Genomic DNA, 21,643 nt, shown 5'->3' on the forward strand with positions numbered 1-21,643 from the left:
GGCGGGCGCAGCCTCAGTCGCCGTAGCCGGTCATTTCCAGGTAGCCTTCACCCGTATGACTGCCGCTTACCTCCACCGGTCCTTCCCAGTAACTCAGCCGGCCCGGATTCCAGAAGTCTCCAGGCCAGGCTGCCACCTCAAGTTCGATACCCGCTGCAGGCACATTCACCTGCCAGCGCACCGGCACCTGGCCACGCGTGCTGTCGCGAAAAGCCAGCGGCTGCAAACTGAATTCATCGGGCTTCAACGCCTGGCTGCTGCCATCGGCCTGAATCAGGCTGGCGGCATAATACGGCGTTGCGCCATGTACCCGGAACAGCATCAGCCGACGGCCATCATCCAGGTGCAGCGCCAGCCAGTCCCAGCCGCGCTGATCCGGTTGCAGCAGCTGGCTGCTCCATTCACGGTCAAACCAGCCCTGGCCGCTGACCTTATACGTCTTGCCCTCCAGAGTGATCTCTCCCTGGATTTCCAGGGCTGGATAACTGAAATACATAGAACCACCGCCCACTGCCGACTTGGCGCTAAAGCCCTGATCGCCGTGACGTACCGCAGCCAGGGTCGGCATCAGCTGCAAGCGGTAGCCAAAATCATCCGCCTGCGTCTGCAGCGCCCAGGCACCCTGTTTTACGGCACCCAACTGCCAGTCATCGATCCAGGCCTCAAAAGGCGCAGCTTTGACCCCGGCCTGGCCACTGCCACCCCGTGCCAACCTTGATGCGAACTGATGTTTTCCCGGCTGACTCAGCGCCGCGTGCGCCAGCCACAACTCATCGCTATACCAGCCGGCGGCACCGGGCCTCTCTACTGCATCCTCCCCCCTGCGCCCGCCAAGGCCCATGCGAAACAGCGTCCACTGCACACCGAAGGCCTCGCCTGCCTCGCTGTGCAGGTTGGCATTGAGGTACCACCATTCCAGCCGATAGTCCGGATGCGCACCCATATCCTGGGGCAAGGAGATCGTCATGCCGGGCCGAGCCTGGGTAAAGCCCGTCTCGGGCGATGTCAGTTCGCTCAGCCCAGCCTTCGCATCGGCTGCTGGCGGCGGTGCAGGCTCAGAGCCTGCCAGCAACAGCAACAGCAAGATGCCCACACAGGGTCGCCAGCAGCTCAGGCGGCTATTCATTTTTCAGTGTCTCGAGCCGTATCGGGCTTGCCATCAGCAAACCGGTTACGGCGCCGACCAGCAGACAGGCCAGCCACACCTGTAGCCAGTACGCCGGATAGAGGTTAAAGGGCAGTGCCCAGCCAAAGGCCACCGGGTTGACCCTGGCCACCAGCACCCAGGACAGAAAAACCCCCAGCGGTGTCGCCAGCATCCCCAGCACAGTGGTGAGCAGCATGGCGTGGGCGCACAGGCGCCAGCGCAACTGAGCAGGGGTCAGGCCGCAGACGTAGATCCAGCTGTACAGGCGCTGACGCAAACGAAACAGCGTCAGCGCCATCAGCATCAGCGCAACCCCGGACAACAATAGCGTCAGGCCGCTCAGCGCGCCGGTAATATCGAAGGTACGGCCAAACACCGCCCGGGCCCCCGCCTTGAGCGCGGCCTGATCGCGCAGCCGGCTGCCGCCAAGCCAGGGATACTGTTGCGTCCAGCGCTGCCAATCCGGCGCAGGGCCCGGCGCCAGCCCCAACACAAAGGTGGTATAGCGCCCGGGCAGCGCCGCGGGCATATGGCGGGACGCCAGCAGAATTTCGCCATCCGGCCGGCCGTAATCGGCATAGATGGCCGCCACCTGGTACAGCTTTTCCATGGCGCCCATGCGCACCTTGATCCAGTCACCGAGCTTGAGATGCTGGCGCCGCGCCAGCTGCTCATTGACCATCAGGCCCTGCCCCCGCAGCGCCAGCCAGGGCTGCGGCGTCGACTCAATAAAATCCCAGCCCGACACCAGCGCGGACCCAGGATCCACCCCCAGCACATCCACCGCCTGTTGCTCCACCAGCGCCCGTCCGCGTACCTGAGGCAGCACCGCCACCACCTGGGGCAGCGTCTGCAGCTGCGCAACCCAGTCCTGCAACGCCACCGGCTGCCCTGGATCCAGATAGAGCTGCCCCTGCAGGCGCTGATCGAGCCAGCGCGCGAAGGTGCTTTCAAAGCCCGTCACCATGGCCTGGATACCAATGGCCGAGGCAATGGCAAACGCCAGCGCCAGCAATGGCAGGCGCAGCAGACGGCACAGCGCCTGCATCTCTGAGCAGGACCACTCCAGCAGCACGGTGCCAGGTCTTCGCTGCGCCAAGACCTGCAGCCCGTCCAGCAGCAGCGACAGCAGACGCGGCAATAAGAGCCCGGCACCCAGCAGGCAGGCAGCGGTCGCGGCAAAAATCAGCCACAGCGGCGTATCCAGCGCCAGACCCAGAATACCCGCCTGCATCAGCAGCACTGCGGCGAGCCAGCCCCAGAGTCCCTCAACGCGGCTATCCTCGCCCGTCTGAATGCCGGACCTCAGCAGCAAGATATCGCTGCAGGCCCAGGCCAGCAGTACCAGCAGGACAAAGGCGGCCCGCAGCCAAAGTTCCGCCGCCGACAGGCCGGCACCCAGCCCCTCCACACTGAACAACCCCGCCAGAGTGCCTCGAAAGCCCTCGGCCAAGAGGCCCGCCAGCACCTGCCCAAGCCATACACCGAGAACCCCGCCGAGCACGCACAACAACAGCATTTCCAGCAGCAGATAGAGTCGCAGGCGCCACAGCTCAACGCCCTGGCGATAGAGGATGTCCAGGCTGCGCTGGCGCTGTTGCATCGAAAACAGATAGACCGCACGTACCAGCAGGGCCGCCACCAGCAAGGCCAGCCAGCCAAGCGCCTCCAGACTGAGCAGAAAGCTGTTCGCCAGCGGCGCCGACGAAACCCCGTAGTCCTGCAGCAGCGCCTCGTAACCTGGCGGCAGCATCCTGACCAGCGACGCCGGCATCAGCAGCTCAAGCCGGGTCTCGTGACCGATCTCCCGGGCAATAGTCGCTATGGTGGCGATATCGCCGAGCAGCAGATCAGCCGGCAGACCCGGCATCTGCTGCAACGCATATTCAGTGGCCGCTGCTTGATCGCGGCTTTGCTGAAGTTGACTTTGTCCCTGTCCTTGCCACAGCAGCAAGGCGGCCGACGAGCCCCAGAGTGCATTCAAGGGTGATTGCCCCTGTGCGGTCGACTGCCCGGCCATTAGCTCCGGCGTTGCTGCGTCGAGCACCGCCGTCATCCAGGGAAGCGAAGGCAGGCAGTCCGCCGTGAGAGGATCGACGCCCAGCAGGCGCAGCCTCGTCCGGCGGGCCGAAGATGGCGTGCTCTGCGGGTTGCCGGCACCCGGGCTATCGCCCTGCTTGAACTCAAGCTGCAGATTGAGGCGCGGCGTCACGCACAGACCTGCACGGCGCAGCAGCGCGAAGTCATCCACCCCAAGGAGGCGCTTGTCGAGCCGCTGCAGCGACAGTTGCGGCGCCTGAGCCTGCACCGTGGCTTCAATGGAGGCGGCGCCACGACTGGTCAGTGATTGCACACCGCTCCAGAGCATGGCGGCACAGGCGAGGATCAGCAGCAGGCCAACCAGCTGCCCCGGATGACGACGGTAGTGACTCAGATACACCTGCGCCAGATAGGCTGCCGGGCTCATGGACTCAGAGCACCCTTGCTGAGGTGCAGCACCCGATCACAGCACTGTGCCAGCACCGGGTTGTGGGTCACGATCAGGGCCGTCAGGCCGCGTTCGTGCATGGCCTTGAAGAACAGCGGCATGACAAGTCGGGCACTGGCCTCATCCAGACTGCCGGTGGGTTCATCCGCCAGAATCAGTTCAGGCTGCATGGCAAAGGCGCAGGCCAGGGCTGCGCGCTGGCGCTGACCGCCGGACAGCTGGTCGGGGTAGCGTTGCGCCACGTCACCAATACCCAGCGTCTGCAACAGCTCAAGCGGCTCGACCTTGAGCCCCGCCAACCCGGCCCGAAAGGCAATATTGCGGCTGACGCTCAGCGTTGGAATCAGATTGCCATCCTGGAACAGGGTGGCTATGCGGTGGCGACGCCAGCGCGCCCAGCCGTTGTCGCCAAGACGCTGATATGGCAGGCCGAACACCTCCAGCGAGCCCCGATCGGGCTGCATAAGACCATTTAGCAGATTGAGCAGGGTCGACTTGCCACAGCCCGACGGCCCCATAATGGCCAGGGACTCCCCCGCGCAAAGTTCAAACGACAGGTCACGCAGCACCTCGACCCGGGTTTCCCCGCGGCCATAGTGCTTGCAAATCCCATCCGCCTGTATCACCGGTTCCGTCATCGCCATCCGCATCCTGCCGTCGCACTCAGTATAGAGCGCGGTACGCGTCATGCAGCCACTGTACACAAAGGATCAGGCGGTCTTAACCCCCTGTTTCAATACGGTGTTTCAAAACCCTGCCATCAGGCCGCGCCAGGCAGTACACGCTGCCACAGCCAGACCCCGGCCACCAGAATCACCAGTACCGAGCCTGCGCGCAGCACCAGCGGCTGAAAAAACACCCGCGCCCGGGCCAGGTAGAGCGGTGGAAACAGCAGGGCGACCAGCGCCAGCTGGCCGAGTTCTATGCCTATATTGAATCCGGCCAGTGCCGCCAGCTGCCCACCGGCCGGTAGGCCGAGCAGCGACAGCACACTGGCGAAGCCAAAGCCGTGCAGTAACCCAAAACCCAGCGCCAGCGGCCAGCGCAGGCCTCGCCCCAGCGGCCACAGATTGTTCAGCGCCGCCAGTATCACCGACAGCGCGATCAGGCTCTCGACCAGGCGCGACGGCAGGCTCAGGATATTCAGCACACTCAGGCTCAGAGTGATGGAGTGCGCCACTGTAAAGGCCGTGACCACCTTGAGCAGCTCGAGCGTGGCGGGCTTCAAACCCTCGGCCGGCATCCAGCCTGCGCCCCTGCGCACCAGCACCGCGGGCAACAGCAGCGTGATGAGAAACAGCATGTGATCAAATCCGTTCCAGATATGCTGCACACCCTCGGCAATGTAGGTCTGCAGTAACCGCAGGGTGGAGATTGCCTGCGCCGGCACGGTCAGCTGCGGCGTACGGGCCGACAGAATGCGCGCATCCAGCAGCGCCCCATCCTGCTCCAGGGATACGTACAGGCGATGATCGGGAGGGAATTCGTCCAGCCGCAGAAAAACCAGCTGGGTGTCAACGGGAACAACAGCGCCGTCGAACCGTACACCCAGCTCGATAGTCTGCTGTGCACCCAGTGCAACAGGGCCTGCGCGCGGCATCCGGGATCCATTCGCAGGTTCAAGCCGTACCAGGGAAGTGGCCAGCTCACGCAGTTGCGCGGCCGCGGCCTCAACCTCCGCCAGGCTTACCGCCGCATCGCGGTCGCTATCGAGGCTGACAAAACGTTCAAGTTCACTGGCATTAATACTGAACAACAGCGATAAACCCGCCGCATCAGGCATGACCCGGACAGTACTGATGCCCGGGTCATGCGCCAGTGCGCTGTGCCAGGGCTGCAACAGCAGCCCCAGCAACAGCCACAGGACGGGTTTGAGCCTAGTGTCCATGACCATGATTACGCCCGTTCAGGGGCGTCGCAGCGTAGGGGAACACCTTGTTATAGGCGATATCATTGGCGTCGACGCTGTCGCCGGCAGGTCCGTTGATCACCAGTGGATCATTGCGCAGATCACTGATCAGCGCCGTGACCGCAATATCAACGACATCATCACCAAAGCGCCGTCCGTTGGGCCAGCCACCAGGAATAGTACCCGCCGCAAAGCCGGGCAGGCCGGCCTGCACAGTGCTGCTCAGCGCATCACCGCCGAATACGCTCAGGCGCGAGAAACCAGCATCATCGGGATTGGCCACATCGTCGGCACCGCCACCTGCCAGACGCGCAGCCCCGGTGGACAGATCCACCTTGATCAGGTCAGGAATAAAGATCCCGGCGATGTCTGTACGCCCGGTTTCAAGCGCCACCATATCACCGCCAAACACCAGATCATTCAGCAGTGCGGCCAGCTCCGGCTCCTCGGCGTATTTGGCAAAGAGCGCGGCGTCCACCTCGGGTGACGAGCGGTTGTAGAGGTCCTTGTCGGCAATGGCGACCAGGGCTTCGTTGAACAGCGGATTACCCTGACGGGCCACCTGCACCCAATCACCGGACTCTTTCGGGCCGTCCTTGCGCAGCACGGTCTGTTTCTGCCGGCTGGTGCTGGCATAAACACCCACCACCTGGTCGGCACCGCCGAGGGCCTGCAGCGGTATATCCAGCACCACCGTATGCACGTTGTAGCCGCCCTGGGCATCAATGCCTGGGCTGCGCAGCTGCAGCAAATCGAAGATCGACTGAATGTCGCCGTAGAAGCCATCATCGCGCTGGCCGGCGAAGGTGCGATAACCGCCCGGCAGGCTGTAAATAGTCTGGGCGGTATAGGCATCGAGCGAGCTTGCCAGCGCCACACCGTCACGGGCCGGATTTTCGCCATCGTTATCAATGTTGTACAGAGGTGTCGCGATGCCCTGGTTGTTGGGCGGTACCAGCATTTTGTAGCCCGGCGGCGTCAGGTCCGTCACTGTGCCGGTGCGGTGGTTCTCCTGAGTCAACCGGTAACTCTGGGTCAGGTTCTGGGCAGCGTCCCCTACCGTACCGATCACCCCCAGGTAGGACTGCAGGATGGTCTGGTTGGTCTTGTAGCCGGTGCTGAAACGAAAGTGATAGCTCAGCGTGGGCCTGCCGGCAGCCAGGTCATCACCGGTTGCGACATGGATCGAGTAGCGCACGCGGTCATCAAAGTTATATTTGTTGGGCCCGATACCGGGCTCCTCAAACGGGTAAACGCTCAGCGCGGTGGTCAGGTAGGCCATACCATCGCTGTTACTGCGAAAGGCATACACATCGGCGGTATTGGCCGCATCATCCAGAGTGATCAGGGGGGCATCCATATGGCTGGATGCCAGTGCCAGGCTGGCGGCGCCCACACAGGCTAGCAGCACGCCGGGCGTCCAGATCCGTTCTATTCGCGATTTCATGGTGTATCTCCAGTGTTGGAGTTGCCCTTACGGGCGAAGCTGAGCCTTGCGGCTCGGTACAGCATTTGAAAGCTGCTGTTCACTTGCGCCACAGCGGGCTTGCGCCAGCATGCGTTGCTCGGATGGCAAGAGCCGATAAGACGGCTGCCGGGCCATGTTTAGCCAGTTCTGTGCCTGCTGGCAGTCACCGCGGGCAGCGGCGATAACTCCAGCATGCAGCTGCACGCGCGGATCCTGCAGGCCGGATTCAAGTGCGCTCGATATCAGATTCCAGGCGGCCTCCAGATCACCCTGGCGATATTGCGCCAGGGCCAGGGTATCCAGTGTGTGAGGGTCCTGGCGGATTGCATATTCCTGCTGCGCCAGGACCAGCGCCTTTGTCAGTGCCGCAGTGCTGGTCGAGGTGGACGCCAGATAGAGCGCATGGGTGCGCCTGTCGGCGTCTGCGCCCCGCCGTGCCAGCTCTGCCAGCAGCGCGGCCTGTTCTTCATCTGTGCCTGTCTGCTGCAACGCCTCCAGCAGGGGCCACTGATACAGGGGCTGCGGCGCCTGTGTGGCAGCCCGCTCTAGCTGGTCAATCGCCTGGGCGTAGTCGCCCCGCGCCAGCCAGAGGCGGCCCGATACCAGCAGTGCAGGCGGATAGTCCGGGCGGATTTTCAGCGCCGCCCGCGCCAGGGTAAGCGCCGTCTCGGCATCGCCCTGGGCAAACACGAAGCTTGCCAGGCGCGACAGGGCCCAGGCCTTGGCTTCGGGCTCCCGCGCACTGGTAGAACGGGCACTGAGCGCCATCATCTCGATGGCGCCATCGCTATCCCCGCTGAGCCAGCGCAATTCAGCCGCGCGGCTGTAGGCCTGGGGGCCTGGATGCAAATCCATCATGCGCTGGTAGGCACTGGCAGCGGCATCGAGATCGCCCTGTTCCAGCTGCAGATCACCCAGCAGGCCATAGTCAAACCAGCCGCCGCGCGAAGCCACCAGCTCCCGCGCCAGAACCTGGGCTTCGGCAAAGCGGTGCTGCTGGTGCAGTGAGCGCGCGAGCAGCAGCTGTGCAGCCGGGCTGCCCGCTGCCTGAGCGTTCATGCAATTGCCGGCCTGCTCCGCCAGCTTCAGATAACCGGCGTCAAAGGTTTCCCGTGCCAGGGCCAGGTGACGCCAGCCCAGGCGCTCCAGCAGCTCCAGCCGGCGCGAATCGCTGAGCTCGTCGCCGCGCAATTGCTGCTGCATCTGCCCGATATCCGGCACGGCGCGATCGGTCTCAAACTGCGCCTGCACCAGTTCACAGGCAAGCGGACGGCGCCCCTGGCCACCTGTCACGCCAGTCGCCGCTGTCGCAGAGGATGCCACAGACGTGGCACTGCCTGGCTGGGGTGGGATGGCTGCAGAGCGAGACAGATCGGTGCCACTGTCACAGCCGGACAGCAGTATCAGGGCCCACAACGAGACGGAAACCCGCTTGCCGACGCTTCCCATGGAAACCTCCACTGCCTTGAGTTTCTCTTTTCTACGCAGAGAACCCGGCAATGGATGTGCTAAATGCGCAATTAATTTGTACGCGGCTTCAGATCACTCGTGAAAAACGCAGGAGCGCACTCAAACAACGTTCAGACCTTGTAAAAAGGTCTTTGTATATCAGTTCGTTGACCGCAGTTTCTCGCCGAAGACGCAAATGCGCTACCTTCTGATAGGCTTTAAGTAGAAGCCCACCTTCCAGGAGACCGCCATGCATAACACCGCCCGCCTGCGTGATTTTGTCCAGGCCTTCACGGCGCTGGTAAACGAATCGGACGATGAAGCCTACCTGCTGGATGCCGGTGAACTGCTACTCGCGGACCTGATCCGCCACGACGACTGGCTACCGGAAGCCTATAGCCAGCCAGGACTCACCGAGTATCGCCAGTTTCTGCTGCACTGCGATCCGCTGGAGCGCTTTTCGGTGGTCAGCTTTGTCTGGGGCCCGGGCCAGTGCACGCCCATACACGACCACAAGGTCTGGGGCATGGTCGGTGTGCTGCGCGGGCTGGAACGCTGCGAGGAGTTCGCGCCCGACCCGCAAAGCGGCAAGCTGCTGGCGCTGGGCAGTCACGAGCTGCATCCCGGCAGCATCGATCTGGTATCTCCGCGCATCGGCGATATCCACCGGGTGTCCAACGGACTGAGTGATGCCCCCTCCGTCAGTATCCATGTTTATGGCACCAATATCGGTGCCCAGCGCCGCAACCTCTACGATCCCAGCAGCAGCGCCCAGCAGCCCTTTATCTCCGGCTATGCCAACGCCGAGGTCATGAATCTGTGGGATAGATCGGATGAATAGTTGCAGGTTCACCGCCAAATAAAGACATCAACTGGACCCTTAAACTAAGGAAACAGTGCTGACATTGTCTCAACCTGACTCACATTGTTGAATATTTCCGGGGGCACAGCTGAACGATGCAGCAACAGACCGCTCTGTATATATTGTTACTGACAAATCAGAGAGACACCGCCATGAAGCATAAAGGGAATAGATACCGTGCAGGCTGATGAATTTGAACCAGCGTCTGGGGCAGGGAGCGGCCGCAGGAGCAATGCGCAAAGCGCCACCCCCCCTGTATCCGCAACAGCGATAGCCCGCTATCAGTACACCCTCTCCGCGGTCTTGATAGCATTCGTAATCACAGCCGTAGGGCTTTTTCTGCTGACAGACTCACGCGTCAGCGATCTGGAGGCGCGCCTTGACGCACGGATTGCTTTGCTTTCGGTGCCACCCGCGCCCGCCGACAACAGCAACCAGATAGCGGCCATCAACGAGGTCAATGACCGACTTGACGGGCTGCAAGCCGCACTGGATGAACTCCGGGCGCAGTTAGACGCAGGCAAGGAGCTGGAGGCCACCTCCATAAATGCAGACGCGGCCGTCAGTGGGGCTGGCCCAGTACCCCAGACAGAAGCCAAGGCGGTCGATGCAAAGGTAGAAGTGGCGCAGCCGGAAACAGCTGTGGTTGCCGCCAGCGAACATATAATGGCCCCCGCGCAGGCGGTGCAGGACAAGTGGCTTATCAATATTGCCTCCTTTTCCCAGCAGACATCTGCGCAGCAAATGCAAAGCAAACTGGTGGCGCTAGGCCAGAGCGCGACCACTGAGTCTGTTAACCTGAAAGGCAAAACACTCTATCGAGTGCGCATCACCGGCCTGCCGGACCGCAAAGCCGCCGAAGAGGAAGCCCTGCGGCTGCAAAAGGAGCTGCAGCTTTCCGGCTTCTGGGTTGCCAAAGACCCAGGCAAAAGTGACGCACAATAGCCTGACGGCTCGCCTCGAGCCCTGAAGCTTGATCCAGTCAACCCGCGAGCGCGGTTCCGGTCTGCTGCGCCTCGCTCACGATCCAGCTGCGAAAGGCCTCGGCGTGGGGGTGCAGATACTGGTGCGACGGATAGGTCAGGTGGAAGGCCTCCTGGGTTGCAATCCGCTGCGGGAAAGGGGCAATCAGGCGGCCGCTCTCGATCATATCCGCCACCAGGGAGCTGCGCCCCAGGGCGATACCATGGCCGCGCGTGGCCATTTCCAGGGCGGAAATCAGCGTATCGAACTGAATCCCCGGGGCGGTATCCGCCTGCCCGAAACCGGTCTGGTTCAGCCAGTAGCTCCAGCCCTCCTTGTAGCCAATAACGTGCAGCAGCGTCTGTTCGGACAGATCCAGCGGTGACAGCGGCGGCGCCTTGGCATCCAGCAGCTGCGGACTGCAGACCGGCACCAGTTCATCCCAGGTCAGGCGGTCGGCGCTAAGGCCCGGCCATACCCCTTCGCCATAACGGATCTCCAGATCCGCATCCCACTTGGTTTCGTCGACCCAGATATTACTGCTGAAACGCAGCCCGACCTCGGGGTGCAAGGCGCGAAAACGCTCCAGCCTTGGCGCCAGCCAGAGGGTAAAAAAAACCAGGTTAACCTTGATGGTGAGTGACTTGGCGCGCCCCTGGCCGAAAATTTCATCGGTCACGGCGGCCAGACGCTCGATGGAGTCCCGCACCGGCGGCAGATAAGCGCGGCCGGAGTCGGTTAACTCAAGCCCGCGCGGCAAACGCTTGAACAGCGCCATGCCCAGCTGGCCTTCAAGTCCCTTGACCTGCTGGCTGATGGCCGCCTGGGTGAGGTTCAATTCGGCCGCCGCCAGGGTGAAACTGAGGTGACGGGCCGAGGCCTCGAAAGATCTCAGCCAGTTCAGCGGTGGCAATCGTTTTTTGTTCATAAACGGCTCACAGAGCAATAGGTGTTTTGCGCCAGAGTGTCACTGATCAGTGGCACAAATACCACCACCGAGGCGACATCGAAAACGCGGATCACGACCCGCCGTAGCGATCAAAATAGCGGGAGTCGCAGGCCCTCACAACAGAGCCTGCGACTGAGCTACCAGGATGGAAACGCGAAACGCGCACCTTCACGCACACCGGCCGACGGCCAGCGCGTGGCTTAACAGCATGGTCTTGCGCCTGGTGTAAAAGCGCCACCGGCGGCGCCGCTTTCTATTTCACCTCAGGACGGAAACGCGAACTGCGCCCCTTCGCGTACACCGGCGGATGGCCAGCGCTGGGTGATAGTCTTGCGCTTGGTGTAAAAGCGCACGGCATCCGGGCCATAAGCGTGCAGATCACCAAACAGGGAGCGTTTCCAGCCGCCAAAGCTATGGTAGGCCACGGGCACCGGCAGTGGCACATTGATACCCACCATCCCCACCTGAATATTATCGCTGAAGTAGCGCGCCGCCTCGCCGTCTCGGGTAAAGATGCAGGTGCCGTTGCCGTATTCATGGGCATTAATCAGATCCATGGCTTCCTGCATGCTGTTAACGCGCATCACCTGCAGTACCGGACCGAAGATTTCCTCCTGATAGCTCTGCATTTCCGGCGTCACCTGATCGATCAGGGTGCCGCCGACAAAGAAGCCATTCTCGTAACCCGGCACTGTGACATCACGCCCATCCACAACGATTTTGGCCCCCTGGGCTTCGGCGCTGTTGATATAACCGACGACCTTCTCCTGGTGCAGGCGGGTAATCACCGGGCCGAAATCATTGCTGCTGTCGTTGCAGGCCCCGACCTTGAGCCCCGCCATGGCCGCCGTCATTTTTTCAATCAGACTATCGGCTGCGGCATCACCCACGGCGACCGCCACCGACAGCGCCATGCAACGCTCGCCGGAGGAACCAAAGGCCGCACCCAGAAGCTGATTCACGGCATTATCCATATCGGCATCGGGCATAACGATGGCGTGGTTTTTGGCGCCGCCCAGTGCCTGGCAGCGCTTGCCATTGGCCGTAGCCGTGGCATAGATGTACTCGGCGATGGGCGTTGAACCGACAAAGCTCACCGCCTTGACCCGGCTATCCGTCAGCAGCGTATCCACCGCTTCCTTGTCACCGTTGACCAGGTTCAGCACGCCATCCGGCAAACCGGCTTCCTGCAGCAGCTGGGCAATGTAAAGGGTCGAGGACGGATCGCGTTCCGACGGCTTGAGTACGAAGCAGTTCCCGCATACCAGCGCCATGGGCATCATCCACAGTGGCACCATCACCGGGAAGTTGAACGGCGTAATGCCGGCCACCACACCCAGCGGCTGGAACTCGCTCCATGAATCGATATTGGGGCCTACGTTCTTGCTGTGCTCACCCTTGAGCAGCTCCGGTGCGCCACAGGCATATTCAACATTCTCGATGCCACGCTGCAGCTCGCCCAGGGCATCGTGGCTGATCTTGCCGTGTTCTTCACCGATCAGGGCCGCGATCTTGTCGGCGTTCTGCTCCAGCAACTCCTTGAAGCGGAACATGACGCGCGCTCGCTTGAGCGGCGGCGTATCACGCCATGCCGGAAAGGCCGCCTCGGCCGCGGCTATGGCCTGCTCCACGGTTTCCCGCGATGCCAGTACCAGCTCACGGCTGGCCTCGCCTGTCGCCGGATTGAAGATGGCCTGGCGGCGTGTATCGTCTGCCAGCATCTGGCCGTTGATAAAATGTCCCAGTGTTTGCATGGTTCCTGCCCTCAAGGTTAAGCCCGCGGCGCCCAGGGGCGCGCAACGGATGTCGTTATTTGAATTGGATTATTCGGCGGGCTTACCAGAGCTGCTGGTACAGCTCGGTAATTTCAGCCGCATTCGGCACCCGCGGGTTGTTGCCCGGCGAACCGGACGCCAGCGCCTGCTCGGCCATCACCGGCAGCAGATCGAAGAAGGCCTGCCGATCGATACCAAACTGCGCCGGACTTGGCACCTGCAGCTCGTCATTCAGGGCATGCAGCTCATCCAGCAGTTTCTGATTGGCCTGGGCATCGCTGTCCTGCCCCGTAGCAATGCCCATGGCCCTGGCGCAATCGGCATAGCGTTCGGGCGCGGCCGGAATCGACCAGGCCGTGACGCAGGGCAGCAGCATGGCGTTCGATAACCCGTGGGGTACATGAAAGGCAGCGCCTATGGGTCGGCTCATGCCGTGCACCAGCGCCACCGAGGCATTGGAGAATGCCACCCCGGCCAGGGTCGAACCCAGCATCATGGCCTCGCGCGCTTCGCGGTCGGCGCCATTGTGATAGGCCCGACGCAGATTGGGGGCCAGCAGGCTCATGGCTGCCAGGGCCTGGCTATCGGAGTACAGGCTGGCCTTCTTGCTGACATAGGCTTCAATGGCATGGGTAAGCGCATCAATACCGGTATCCGCCGTGGTGCGCGGCGGTACGCTCAGGGTCAGGTTGTAATCGATCAGCGCCGCCAGCGGCATAAAGCCGATACCGACGCAGAGCATTTTCTCGTCGCTGGTTTCATCGGTAATGATGGTGACGCGGGTGACTTCAGAGCCGGTGCCCGCGGTTGTCGGCACGGCGATAATGGGCAGTCCGGCTTCCAGCACTATGCGCGGGAACTTGTAGTCACGCATCTGGCCGCCGTGTTTGGCCAGTATCGCAATGGCCTTGGCGCTGTCGATGGGGCTACCGCCGCCCAGGGCGACGATGCAGTCATAGTCGCCGTTGCGGGCCTGCTCGACGCCGGCTTGAATGGAGGCAACCGTGGGTTCGGGTACCGTATTGTCGAATACATCGGCATAGATACCGTGGGCACTGAGGCTGCTCTGGATGCGGCTGGCATAGCCCAGCTCCACCATCATCTTGTCCGTTACAATCAGGGGCCTGGAACAGGTCAGGCTGGTGAGGATGTTGGGGATCTCTTCGCTGGCGCCGGCGCCGACCTGCAGGATGCGCGGCAGTATGATTTGAGTAGACATGGCGACTCCAAATTCTAGGATCAGGGCGTCGCAAGGCCCCGCAGCGCGAACGCTGCGGTGTCGTGGCCTTGCGAAGGGTTAACAGGATGCTGCTTTAGTACTCAGCGCACAGTGGCAGCGGGCTCTTCACTGCCAGGCAGTTCTACCCTGCGGTGCAGCGCGCTGTGCCTGGCAATGGATGCCGCGGCCTTCTCTTCACGCAGCGACTTGAGCAGACCGTAGATGGCCAGCAACAGCACCACCGAGAAAGGCAAGGCCGCGACTATGGAGGCGGTTTGCAACGCCTGGAGCCCGCCTGCGAACAGCAACACGGCCGCCACTGCGCCTATCGCCAGCCCCCAGAACACCCGGTAACGGGCCGGCGGGTTGTCATTCCCCATGCACACCAGAGTGCAGACCACCAGGGTGGCGGAATCGGCCGAGGTCACAAAGTAGGTCACCAGCATCACCACACAGATGATGGTCATCAGCAGCGTCACCAGGGAGCCCATATGCATCAGCTCCATGGTTTTGAACAGTGAACTGGTCACATCTTCATTCACTGCGGCAACCAGGCCGCCGTCACCGAAAAGCTCGATATACATGGCGGTATTGCCGAACACCGTGATCCAGAACCCCGCCAGTACAGGGGGCGCAACCAGCACACCCAGTACGAACTCACGCAGCGTGCGTCCCTTGGAGATACGGGCAATGAAGATGCCGCAAAAAGGTGCCCAGGCGATCCACCAGCCCCAGTAAAAAATGGTCCACCAGCCCTGCCACTGCCCCTTGGGATCGGGATCCACCCAGAAACCAAGCTCAACAGCGTGCACCAGGTAATCGCCCATATTGGTGACGAAGGCGCCCAGCAGGTAGGCGCTAGGCCCAAAGACGAGAAAGCAGCCCAGAATCAGCACCGTCAGATGCATGTTCCACTCACTGAGAATGCGAATGCCCTTGTTGATGCCCGACAGCACCGAGGCCGTGGCGATCACCGAAATCACCGCAATCAGAATCACCTGATTGCTGATCGACACTTCTATATCCAGCAGCTGCGCCAGGCCTGCGTTCATCTGCTGGGCGCCGAGCCCCAGGGATGTGGCTATGCCAAAGACAGTGCCGAATACCGCCAGCAGATCCGCCGCGTGACCAATGGGGCCATAGATCTTTTCGCCAAAGATCGGATAAAGGCTGGAGCGAATCGACAGTGGCAACCCCTTGCGGTAGGCAAAGTAGGCCAGTGCCAGGCCGGTAACGGCAAAGAGTCCCCAGCCATGCAGACCCCAGTGGAAGATGGATACGCGCATCGCCACCTGGGCGCCTGCGACCGTGCCCTGCTGCGCCTCGGTGATAAAGGGCGTGCCCTGCAGGTGATAGATAGGTTCGGCAATGCTCCAGAACAGGATGCCAATACCAATACCTGCGCCAAACAGCATGGAAAACCAGGAAAAGTTGCTGAATTCCGGCCTGTCGCTGTCCTTGCCCAGGCGGATATCACCGTAACGGCTGAAAATGAGCCAGACGGAGAGAAACAGACAGAAACTCACAACGCCGATGTAGTACCAAGCCAGATCAGAGGCGATAAAGCTTTTGGCACCGTTGAACAGAGCTGCCGCGTATTCAGCATTCATGACCGTAAACAGGACAAAGGCCAGCACCAGTACGGCGGCGCCCACCACCATGACCGGATGACCCGCCGCCGGCGCTCTGCTATGCGGGATTGCAGAATCTACGCTGCTCATAAGACACCCCTGCGCAAGCGGCCAGAGACCGCGAAGTCGGAAACCTGGCCGTTATAAACCGCGCCATGCCCTGGCGGCATGTCGTCGTTGTATTTATTATTCATGGTGAAGGTCTTCTTTATTATTTAATCCGAACTTAGGTGCCCGAATCAGGTTTGATTAATACGACAACCCACCTTACGCATAAAAATAGTTACAGTTTTACTACCCGAAAACCTTATCGAAAAGCATTAACTGCAACAGATTAAATACCCAGAGCGAGCAGCCATCACCGACACGAGGGCCATTGTCAGGATTCGGCCTGATTTTTAAAAGCAATATAAAAACACCCTGAGACCTCAAAAAATTTATGGCAGACCTGGTGAGCCACAGTCGCCTGAGACGCCCACATACAGGCTACCCCACTTGTATCGAACGGATATCCTGCACGCGCAAGTACCGGAGCGAACGCTCAGAAACACATATAAAAAAAATGAGGCCTCAGGGCCTTTTTTTATTGCTGGTGATCGGGGCTGCAGATTTTTAGTATTCGGATCGTAGCAAGACAGCATCTATTTAATCTAAATATTGCGTCTGACTGAGTTCCAGCCAGATGCTTTTAGAATATTAAAAACCAATTTACCTAAACCCGAATACCGGCCCAGAAAAAAGCCAGGTAATTTCCTCTCGCTAAGGATGAATAGACATGCACAATAATAATCAACTGCCACTGGCGGGTGTTCGTGTCATTGATTTCGGCCAGCAGATCGCAGGCCCCGCAGTTGCCATGACACTGGGAGATCTGGGCGCCACTGTTGTGCATATAGACCCTCCCGGCGGGCCCCAGTGGGATCATCCGGCCAATGCCGTGCTGAACCGTAACAAGAGCTGCCTGCAGCTGGATCTGAAAACCGACAGCGGACTGGAACAGGCACTGGCGCTGATTGCACAGGCCGATATCGTCATCGAGAGTTTCAGGCCCGGCGTCATGCAGCGCTTGGGGGTCGACTTTGCCCAGCTGCGCGAAGCACGGCCGGAACTAATCACCCTGTCGGTACCCGGTTTTGCCAGCAACGATACGTTGCGCCGCGAATGGAAAGCCAGCGAGACCGTGGTTGCCGCCACCGCAGGCGCCTTTACCGATATGGGTTTTAACCGCGTGCTGCTGGGCCTGAACCCGAGCTTCTCACCGCTGCCACTGGGATCCGCCTATGCCACAACGCTGGCGGCCGCCTCCGTTGTCCTGGCGCTGCAGGCGCGCGAGCGCAGCGGCCGTGGCGATGCTATCGAAGTACCGGTCATCTCCGCCCTGATGGAGGGCCTGTCGTACAACTCCTACGTGATCGAAGGCCTGCCCGAGCGCTACAAGACCATGCGTGAGCTGGAAATCGAGCACCGCAAGGCCAACAACATCCCGATGGACCTGAGCTACGACGACCTGCAGGAATACCTGGACCCCTTCTACCGCACCTACCTGTGCGCCGACGGGCGCATGTTCTACTGCGTCTGCCCGTCGCACCGCAACCATGCCAAGCGCGCCCTGACGGTGCTGGGTATCTATGACGAGCTGGTGGCCGAAGGCCTGCCGGAAGTGCAGGATCTGCATGCCCCGATCAGCCAGTGGGACGGCGAAACCTCCATCGGCGTTTACCCGCTGCCCAAGAAATGGGCCTATATTATTTCCGTCAAAATGAAGCAGGCCTTCCTGACCAAAACCTCGGAGGAATGGGGACAGATCTTCGGCGAAGGTCAGATTCCCGGTGCACCCCACCGCACGACTCAGGAGTGGGTCAACCACGAACACACCAACGCCGCCGGCCTGATTGTCGAGGTCATGGATCCCGAATACGGTCTGATGAAGCAACCTGGCCCCTTCGCCTGGCTGGAAGAAAGCGCCGCCCGGATGGTTAAGCCGCGTCCACGCAGGAATGTCAGCTTCGAGCAGGCCCTGACCGAGCTGCGCGAAGTGGCGAGTGCAGAAACCCTGACCCGCCCGGTCGGCAGCGCCATCGCCCCCGCCTCCAACGCCGGCTGGCTCGACGGTTTCCGCGTGCTCGACCTGACCAACGTCATCGCCGGTCCCCACTCCACCGCCTTCCTGGCCCGCTTTGGCGCCAAAGTGATCAAGCTCGACCCGGTCAAGCCGCTGTACGACCCGCTGATCGGCACCCTGTTCACCTTCCAGACCGGCATGGGCAAGCAAAGCGCGCTGGTCGATATCATGAATGACGAAGGCCGCGAGGTGTTCAACCGCCTGGTGCGCTCGGTCGACATGGTGGTGATCAATGCGCCGGAACGTCAGCTCAAGGCCCTGGGGCTGGATAACGACAGCCTGCAGGCGGTGAACCCCGGCGTACTCTTCTGCCGTCTGGACTGCCTCGGCGGCCCGCTGCCCGGGCCCAAGAGCAACTACATCGGCTACGATGACATCATCCAGGCGCACAGCGGTATCATGAGCCGTTTCGGGGGCCCCCAGACGCCGGAAGAGCACGCCCACCTCGGCACCCTGGACGTCAACTGCGGCTTCGCCGCGGGCCTGGGCATGGCGGTATCGATCTACCACAAGCTCAGAACCGGCCAGCCGACCCGCTCACGTACTTCGCTGTCGGCCATCACCAATCTGGCGCAGCTGTCGTTCGCCTTCGACTACAAGGGGCGTGCGCCCTTTAATGAGCCCTCTGGTCGCGACGTGCTGGGGCATAACGCCCTGTCGCACTTCTACCGGGCCGCCGATGGCTGGATCTACCTGGACGCCAACGCATCAGAGCTGGCACAACTGGAGCAGATCGAGGGCCTGAGCGGCATCAGCCGCGCGGATGACATTGGCGAATTCCTGCGCACGGCACTGCAAGCCGCACCCGCCGCCTACTGGGCGGACATGCTGCAGGCGGCCGACATCGCCGCTGCCGTTCCGCAGTCCATTGAATCCCTGCGCGAGCAATACAGCCGTGACGGTGATGGCAGCGTGGGCATCGACAAGGGCAGCTTCGCCTTCTCGATCCACCGCGACCACCCCAGTGGCCACTGCCTGACCCAGATCGACCACCTGGCGATTCGCCCCAGCGAGGCCAGCATCAAGGCCGCCAGCCTGCCGGAGCGCTGGGGCCACTCCACCCGTGAAGTGCTGGCCGCTGCCGGCTACAGCGCAGGCGAAATCGAGTCGATGCTCGAGCGCAATATCGCCAGCCTCGGCTGGGCCAGTGAGTACCTGCCAAGCTAAACTCGCAAAAGGCCCCGGCGCACACAGGCCGCCGGGGCATCCTCCCCAATAGCCGCCATTGCGGTGCCGGGCACACACCGCATGTCTCCCGGGAAGCGCCTGGTTTTCCGCTGTTATTGGCCCCTTGAGTCAAGGACTTGGCCACTCTCGTTATTCCGACCCATGAACCTCCTTTGCTAGACTCGGGAGTCTTGATCACGAGCACCACCGAGGATGCAGAATGAAATTCGAAGGTACCGAACGCTATGTCGCCACCCAGGATTTGCAGATGGCGGTCAACGCGGCGATCACGCTGCAGCGCCCGCTGCTGATCAAGGGGGAACCCGGCACCGGCAAGACACTGCTGGCCGAAGAGGTCGCCAGTGCGCTGGGGATGCCGCTGCTGCGGTGGCACGTCAAGTCCACCACCAAGGCACAGCAGGGACTCTACGAGTACGACGCCGTATCCCGTCTGCGGGACTCACAGCTGGGTGATGCGCGGGTGCATGATATCGGCAACTACATTCGTAAGGGCACGCTCTGGCAGGCCTTTGAGGCCGAACAGAAATGCGTGCTGCTGATCGATGAAATCGACAAGGCCGATATTGAGTTTCCCAATGACCTGCTGACCGAGCTCGACAAGATGGAGTTCGATGTCTACGAAACCGGCCAGCGTATTCAGGCCGTCAAACGCCCGGTAGTGATCATTACCAGCAACAACGAGAAAGAATTGCCGGACGCCTTTTTGCGCCGCTGCTTTTTCCATTACATCGCCTTTCCCGATCGCGATACCCTGCAAAAAATCGTTGCCGTGCACTACCCCGACATCGAACAGCACCTGGTCAGGGAAGCGCTGGAAATCTTCTTTGCGTTGCGTGAGGTGCCCAACCTGAAGAAGAAACCGTCCACCTCCGAGCTGATCGACTGGCTCAAGCTGCTGCTGGCCGATCGCATCGATGCCAAAACCCTGGCCGAACAGGACCCTTCCAGCGCCATGCCGCCCCTCTACGGCGCCCTGCTGAAAAACGAACAGGATGTGCACATGCTGCAACGCCTGGCCTTTATGGCACGCCGCGGTTCACGCTGATGCTGATCGACTTTTTTACCCGCCTGCGCCAGGCCCAGATACCGGTCAGCCTGCGCGAGCTGCTCGACCTGCTCGCGGCGCTGGATGCCCGCCTGGCCTGCTGTGATATAGATCACTTTTACCTGCTGGCCCGCGCCTGCCTGGTGAAGGATGAAAAATACTACGATCGCTTCGACCGTGCCTTTGCCGCCTATTTCGGTGGCCTGCCCGGCGCTGAAGACCTGCGTGATGCGCTGATTCCCGAGCACTGGCTGCAGGCCGACTTTCTGCGCCAGCTGTCCGACGCCGACAAGGCCCAGATCGAAGCGCTCGGCGGGCTGGATAAACTGCTCGACACCCTGCGCCAGCGCCTCGAAGAACAGGGCGAACGCCACGCCGGCGGCAGCAAGTGGGTCGGCACCGGCGGCACTTCCCCCTTTGGCCACGGCGGCTATAACCCCGAAGGGATTCGCATCGGTGGCCCCGGGCGTCACAAGCGTGCAGTGAAAGTGTGGGAAAAGCGCCAGTTTCGCAATCTGGATGACAGCCTCGAACTTGGCACCCGCAATATCAAGGTGGCGCTGCGCAAACTGCGCAAATTTGCCCGCACCGGCGCCGCCGACCAGCTCGATCTCGACGACACCATTCGCTGCACCGCCCGCAACGCAGGCTTGCTGGACCTGAAAATGGTGCCCGAACGGCACAATGCCGCCAAGGTACTGCTGTTTCTGGATGTGGGCGGCTCGATGGACCCCTTTATACGCACCTGTGAAGAACTGTTTTCCGCTGCACGCAGCGAGTTCAAGCACCTGGAGTCTTTCTACTTTCACAACTGCCTGTACGAAGGCGTCTGGCGCGACAACCGCCGTCGTTTCGAGCAGCGCATCCCCACCCTCGACCTGCTGCACACCTACGGACGGGACTATAGGGTGATCTTTGTCGGCGATGCCGCCATGTCGCCCTACGAACTGGGCGAGCGTTTTGGCAGCGTCGAGCACATGAACGAGGAAGCCGGCCAGACCTGGCTGCAGCGGGTGCTGGACACCTGGGAAAAATGCATCTGGCTTAACCCCATGCAGGAGTCCAGCTGGAACTACACCCGCTCAACCCAGATGATTCACCAGCAGTTCGGCGGCCGGATGTACCCGCTGACACTGGAGGGGCTGGAGCGCGGTATCAAGGCGCTGTCGCGCTGACCTTAGGGCGAGCTACCGCAAGGCGGTAGCTCCCGACACAGGCAAAAATAGGGTCTTGACGCCTGATGCCAAGCGGTTAAGCCCTTTCGCTTGCTGGTCAGACAAAAAAATCCGGAACCCACATCAAGGGTTCCGGATTTTTTATGCATTCCTGTCAGGCAATGGACGCCATACATCTCGCGCACCAGACCGGTCCGGCATTGTTACGCCTGCATCAGCGCCTCAACGTAATACCTCAAGTGTGCAACGCTTA

At 61.4% G+C, this 21,643-nt stretch carries 15 protein-coding genes; 5 read left to right on the forward strand and 10 right to left on the reverse strand.

Annotated features, from left to right (window positions below; all coding sequences use genetic code 11):
- Positions 1–13: 13 nt before the first annotated feature.
- The 6 genes from A8C75_RS17020 to A8C75_RS17045 all read right to left on the reverse strand — a co-directional run bounded on the left by A8C75_RS17020 (position 14) and on the right by A8C75_RS17045 (position 8,461).
- Positions 14–1,126, reverse strand: coding sequence for a lipocalin-like domain-containing protein (locus A8C75_RS17020; RefSeq protein WP_067385172.1), 1,113 nt, complete (start codon positions 1,124–1,126; stop codon positions 14–16).
- Positions 1,119–3,614, reverse strand: coding sequence for an ABC transporter permease (locus A8C75_RS17025; RefSeq protein WP_067385175.1), 2,496 nt, complete (start codon positions 3,612–3,614; stop codon positions 1,119–1,121). The genes A8C75_RS17020 and A8C75_RS17025 overlap by 8 nt, the downstream gene beginning before the upstream one ends.
- Positions 3,611–4,279, reverse strand: a complete 669-nt coding sequence (locus tag A8C75_RS17030) for an ABC transporter ATP-binding protein (protein WP_227819954.1) — start codon at positions 4,277–4,279, stop codon at positions 3,611–3,613. Before A8C75_RS17030 ends, A8C75_RS17025 begins: the two co-directional genes overlap by 4 nt.
- A gap of 116 nt (positions 4,280–4,395) precedes the next feature.
- Positions 4,396–5,529 carry a HupE/UreJ family protein gene (locus A8C75_RS17035; protein WP_084784124.1) on the reverse strand — a complete coding sequence of 378 codons (1,134 nt, stop codon included), beginning with the start codon at positions 5,527–5,529 and terminating at the stop codon, positions 4,396–4,398.
- Positions 5,513–6,991 carry a DUF4331 domain-containing protein gene (locus A8C75_RS17040; RefSeq protein WP_067385181.1) on the reverse strand — a complete coding sequence of 493 codons (1,479 nt, stop codon included), beginning with the start codon at positions 6,989–6,991 and terminating at the stop codon, positions 5,513–5,515. Before A8C75_RS17040 ends, A8C75_RS17035 begins: the two co-directional genes overlap by 17 nt.
- A 27-nt stretch (positions 6,992–7,018) precedes the next feature.
- The gene (locus tag A8C75_RS17045; protein WP_067385185.1) at positions 7,019–8,461 is read right to left on the reverse strand and encodes a tetratricopeptide repeat protein; all 1,443 of its coding nucleotides are present in this window, start codon (positions 8,459–8,461) and stop codon (positions 7,019–7,021) included.
- A gap of 250 nt (positions 8,462–8,711) precedes the next feature.
- Here A8C75_RS17045 and A8C75_RS17050 point away from each other — a divergent pair, with 250 nt between their 5' ends.
- Both A8C75_RS17050 and A8C75_RS17055 read left to right on the forward strand, forming a co-directional pair.
- Positions 8,712–9,302 carry a cysteine dioxygenase family protein gene (locus A8C75_RS17050; protein ID WP_067385189.1) on the forward strand — a complete coding sequence of 197 codons (591 nt, stop codon included), beginning with the start codon at positions 8,712–8,714 and terminating at the stop codon, positions 9,300–9,302.
- 426 nt (positions 9,303–9,728) lie between these two features.
- Positions 9,729–10,268 carry an SPOR domain-containing protein gene (locus tag A8C75_RS17055; protein ID WP_157890319.1) on the forward strand — a complete coding sequence of 180 codons (540 nt, stop codon included), beginning with the start codon at positions 9,729–9,731 and terminating at the stop codon, positions 10,266–10,268.
- Positions 10,269–10,305: 37 nt separating this feature from the next.
- Here the strand turns inward: A8C75_RS17055 and gcvA are convergent, their stop codons facing one another.
- The 4 genes from gcvA to A8C75_RS17075 all read right to left on the reverse strand — a co-directional run bounded on the left by gcvA (position 10,306) and on the right by A8C75_RS17075 (position 15,950).
- The gene (gene gcvA, locus A8C75_RS17060; RefSeq protein WP_067385196.1) at positions 10,306–11,214 is read right to left on the reverse strand and encodes a transcriptional regulator GcvA; all 909 of its coding nucleotides are present in this window, start codon (positions 11,212–11,214) and stop codon (positions 10,306–10,308) included.
- A 284-nt stretch (positions 11,215–11,498) separates the two neighbouring features.
- Positions 11,499–12,989: a CoA-acylating methylmalonate-semialdehyde dehydrogenase gene (locus A8C75_RS17065; RefSeq protein WP_067385199.1), complete on the reverse strand. Its 1,491-nt coding sequence runs from the start codon at positions 12,987–12,989 to the stop codon at positions 11,499–11,501.
- An 82-nt stretch (positions 12,990–13,071) separates the two neighbouring features.
- Positions 13,072–14,229 carry an iron-containing alcohol dehydrogenase gene (locus A8C75_RS17070; RefSeq protein WP_067385202.1) on the reverse strand — a complete coding sequence of 386 codons (1,158 nt, stop codon included), beginning with the start codon at positions 14,227–14,229 and terminating at the stop codon, positions 13,072–13,074.
- 101 nt (positions 14,230–14,330) lie between these two features.
- Complete coding sequence (locus tag A8C75_RS17075; RefSeq protein ID WP_067385204.1) at positions 14,331–15,950, reverse strand: BCCT family transporter; 1,620 nt, start codon at positions 15,948–15,950, stop codon at positions 14,331–14,333.
- A gap of 685 nt (positions 15,951–16,635) precedes the next feature.
- Between A8C75_RS17075 and A8C75_RS17080 the strand changes: the two genes are divergently transcribed.
- From A8C75_RS17080 to A8C75_RS17090, 3 genes are all read left to right on the forward strand, one after another.
- Entirely contained in the window at positions 16,636–19,149 is a 2,514-nt protein-coding gene (locus A8C75_RS17080) for a CoA transferase (protein ID WP_067385207.1), read from the forward strand.
- 220 nt (positions 19,150–19,369) lie between these two features.
- Entirely contained in the window at positions 19,370–20,215 is an 846-nt protein-coding gene (locus A8C75_RS17085; RefSeq protein WP_067385210.1) for an AAA family ATPase, read from the forward strand.
- Positions 20,215–21,390, forward strand: a complete 1,176-nt coding sequence (locus tag A8C75_RS17090; RefSeq protein WP_067385212.1) for a vWA domain-containing protein — start codon at positions 20,215–20,217, stop codon at positions 21,388–21,390. The genes A8C75_RS17085 and A8C75_RS17090 overlap by 1 nt, the downstream gene beginning before the upstream one ends.
- Positions 21,391–21,643 lie beyond the last annotated feature (253 nt).

This window comes from Marinobacterium aestuarii (assembly GCF_001651805.1).
Taxonomy (GTDB): domain Bacteria; phylum Pseudomonadota; class Gammaproteobacteria; order Pseudomonadales; family Balneatricaceae; genus Marinobacterium_A; species Marinobacterium_A aestuarii.

What these genes read in the sequence shown, in the direction of transcription:
- A8C75_RS17020 (WP_067385172.1), bottom strand. Translation starts at nt 1,126, where the DNA reads ATGAATAGCCGCCTGAGCTGCTGGCGACCCTGTGTGGGCATCTTGCTG.
- A8C75_RS17025 (WP_067385175.1), bottom strand. Translation starts at nt 3,614, where the DNA reads ATGAGCCCGGCAGCCTATCTGGCGCAGGTGTATCTGAGTCACTACCGT.
- A8C75_RS17030 (WP_227819954.1), bottom strand. Translation starts at nt 4,279, where the DNA reads ATGGCGATGACGGAACCGGTGATACAGGCGGATGGGATTTGCAAGCAC.
- A8C75_RS17035 (WP_084784124.1), bottom strand. Translation starts at nt 5,529, where the DNA reads ATGGTCATGGACACTAGGCTCAAACCCGTCCTGTGGCTGTTGCTGGGG.
- A8C75_RS17040 (WP_067385181.1), bottom strand. Translation starts at nt 6,991, where the DNA reads ATGAAATCGCGAATAGAACGGATCTGGACGCCCGGCGTGCTGCTAGCC.
- A8C75_RS17045 (WP_067385185.1), bottom strand. Translation starts at nt 8,461, where the DNA reads ATGGGAAGCGTCGGCAAGCGGGTTTCCGTCTCGTTGTGGGCCCTGATA.
- A8C75_RS17050 (WP_067385189.1), top strand. Translation starts at nt 8,712, where the DNA reads ATGCATAACACCGCCCGCCTGCGTGATTTTGTCCAGGCCTTCACGGCG.
- gcvA (WP_067385196.1), bottom strand. Translation starts at nt 11,214, where the DNA reads ATGAACAAAAAACGATTGCCACCGCTGAACTGGCTGAGATCTTTCGAG.
- A8C75_RS17065 (WP_067385199.1), bottom strand. Translation starts at nt 12,989, where the DNA reads ATGCAAACACTGGGACATTTTATCAACGGCCAGATGCTGGCAGACGAT.
- A8C75_RS17070 (WP_067385202.1), bottom strand. Translation starts at nt 14,229, where the DNA reads ATGTCTACTCAAATCATACTGCCGCGCATCCTGCAGGTCGGCGCCGGC.
- A8C75_RS17075 (WP_067385204.1), bottom strand. Translation starts at nt 15,950, where the DNA reads ATGAGCAGCGTAGATTCTGCAATCCCGCATAGCAGAGCGCCGGCGGCG.
- A8C75_RS17080 (WP_067385207.1), top strand. Translation starts at nt 16,636, where the DNA reads ATGCACAATAATAATCAACTGCCACTGGCGGGTGTTCGTGTCATTGAT.
- A8C75_RS17085 (WP_067385210.1), top strand. Translation starts at nt 19,370, where the DNA reads ATGAAATTCGAAGGTACCGAACGCTATGTCGCCACCCAGGATTTGCAG.
- A8C75_RS17090 (WP_067385212.1), top strand. Translation starts at nt 20,215, where the DNA reads ATGCTGATCGACTTTTTTACCCGCCTGCGCCAGGCCCAGATACCGGTC.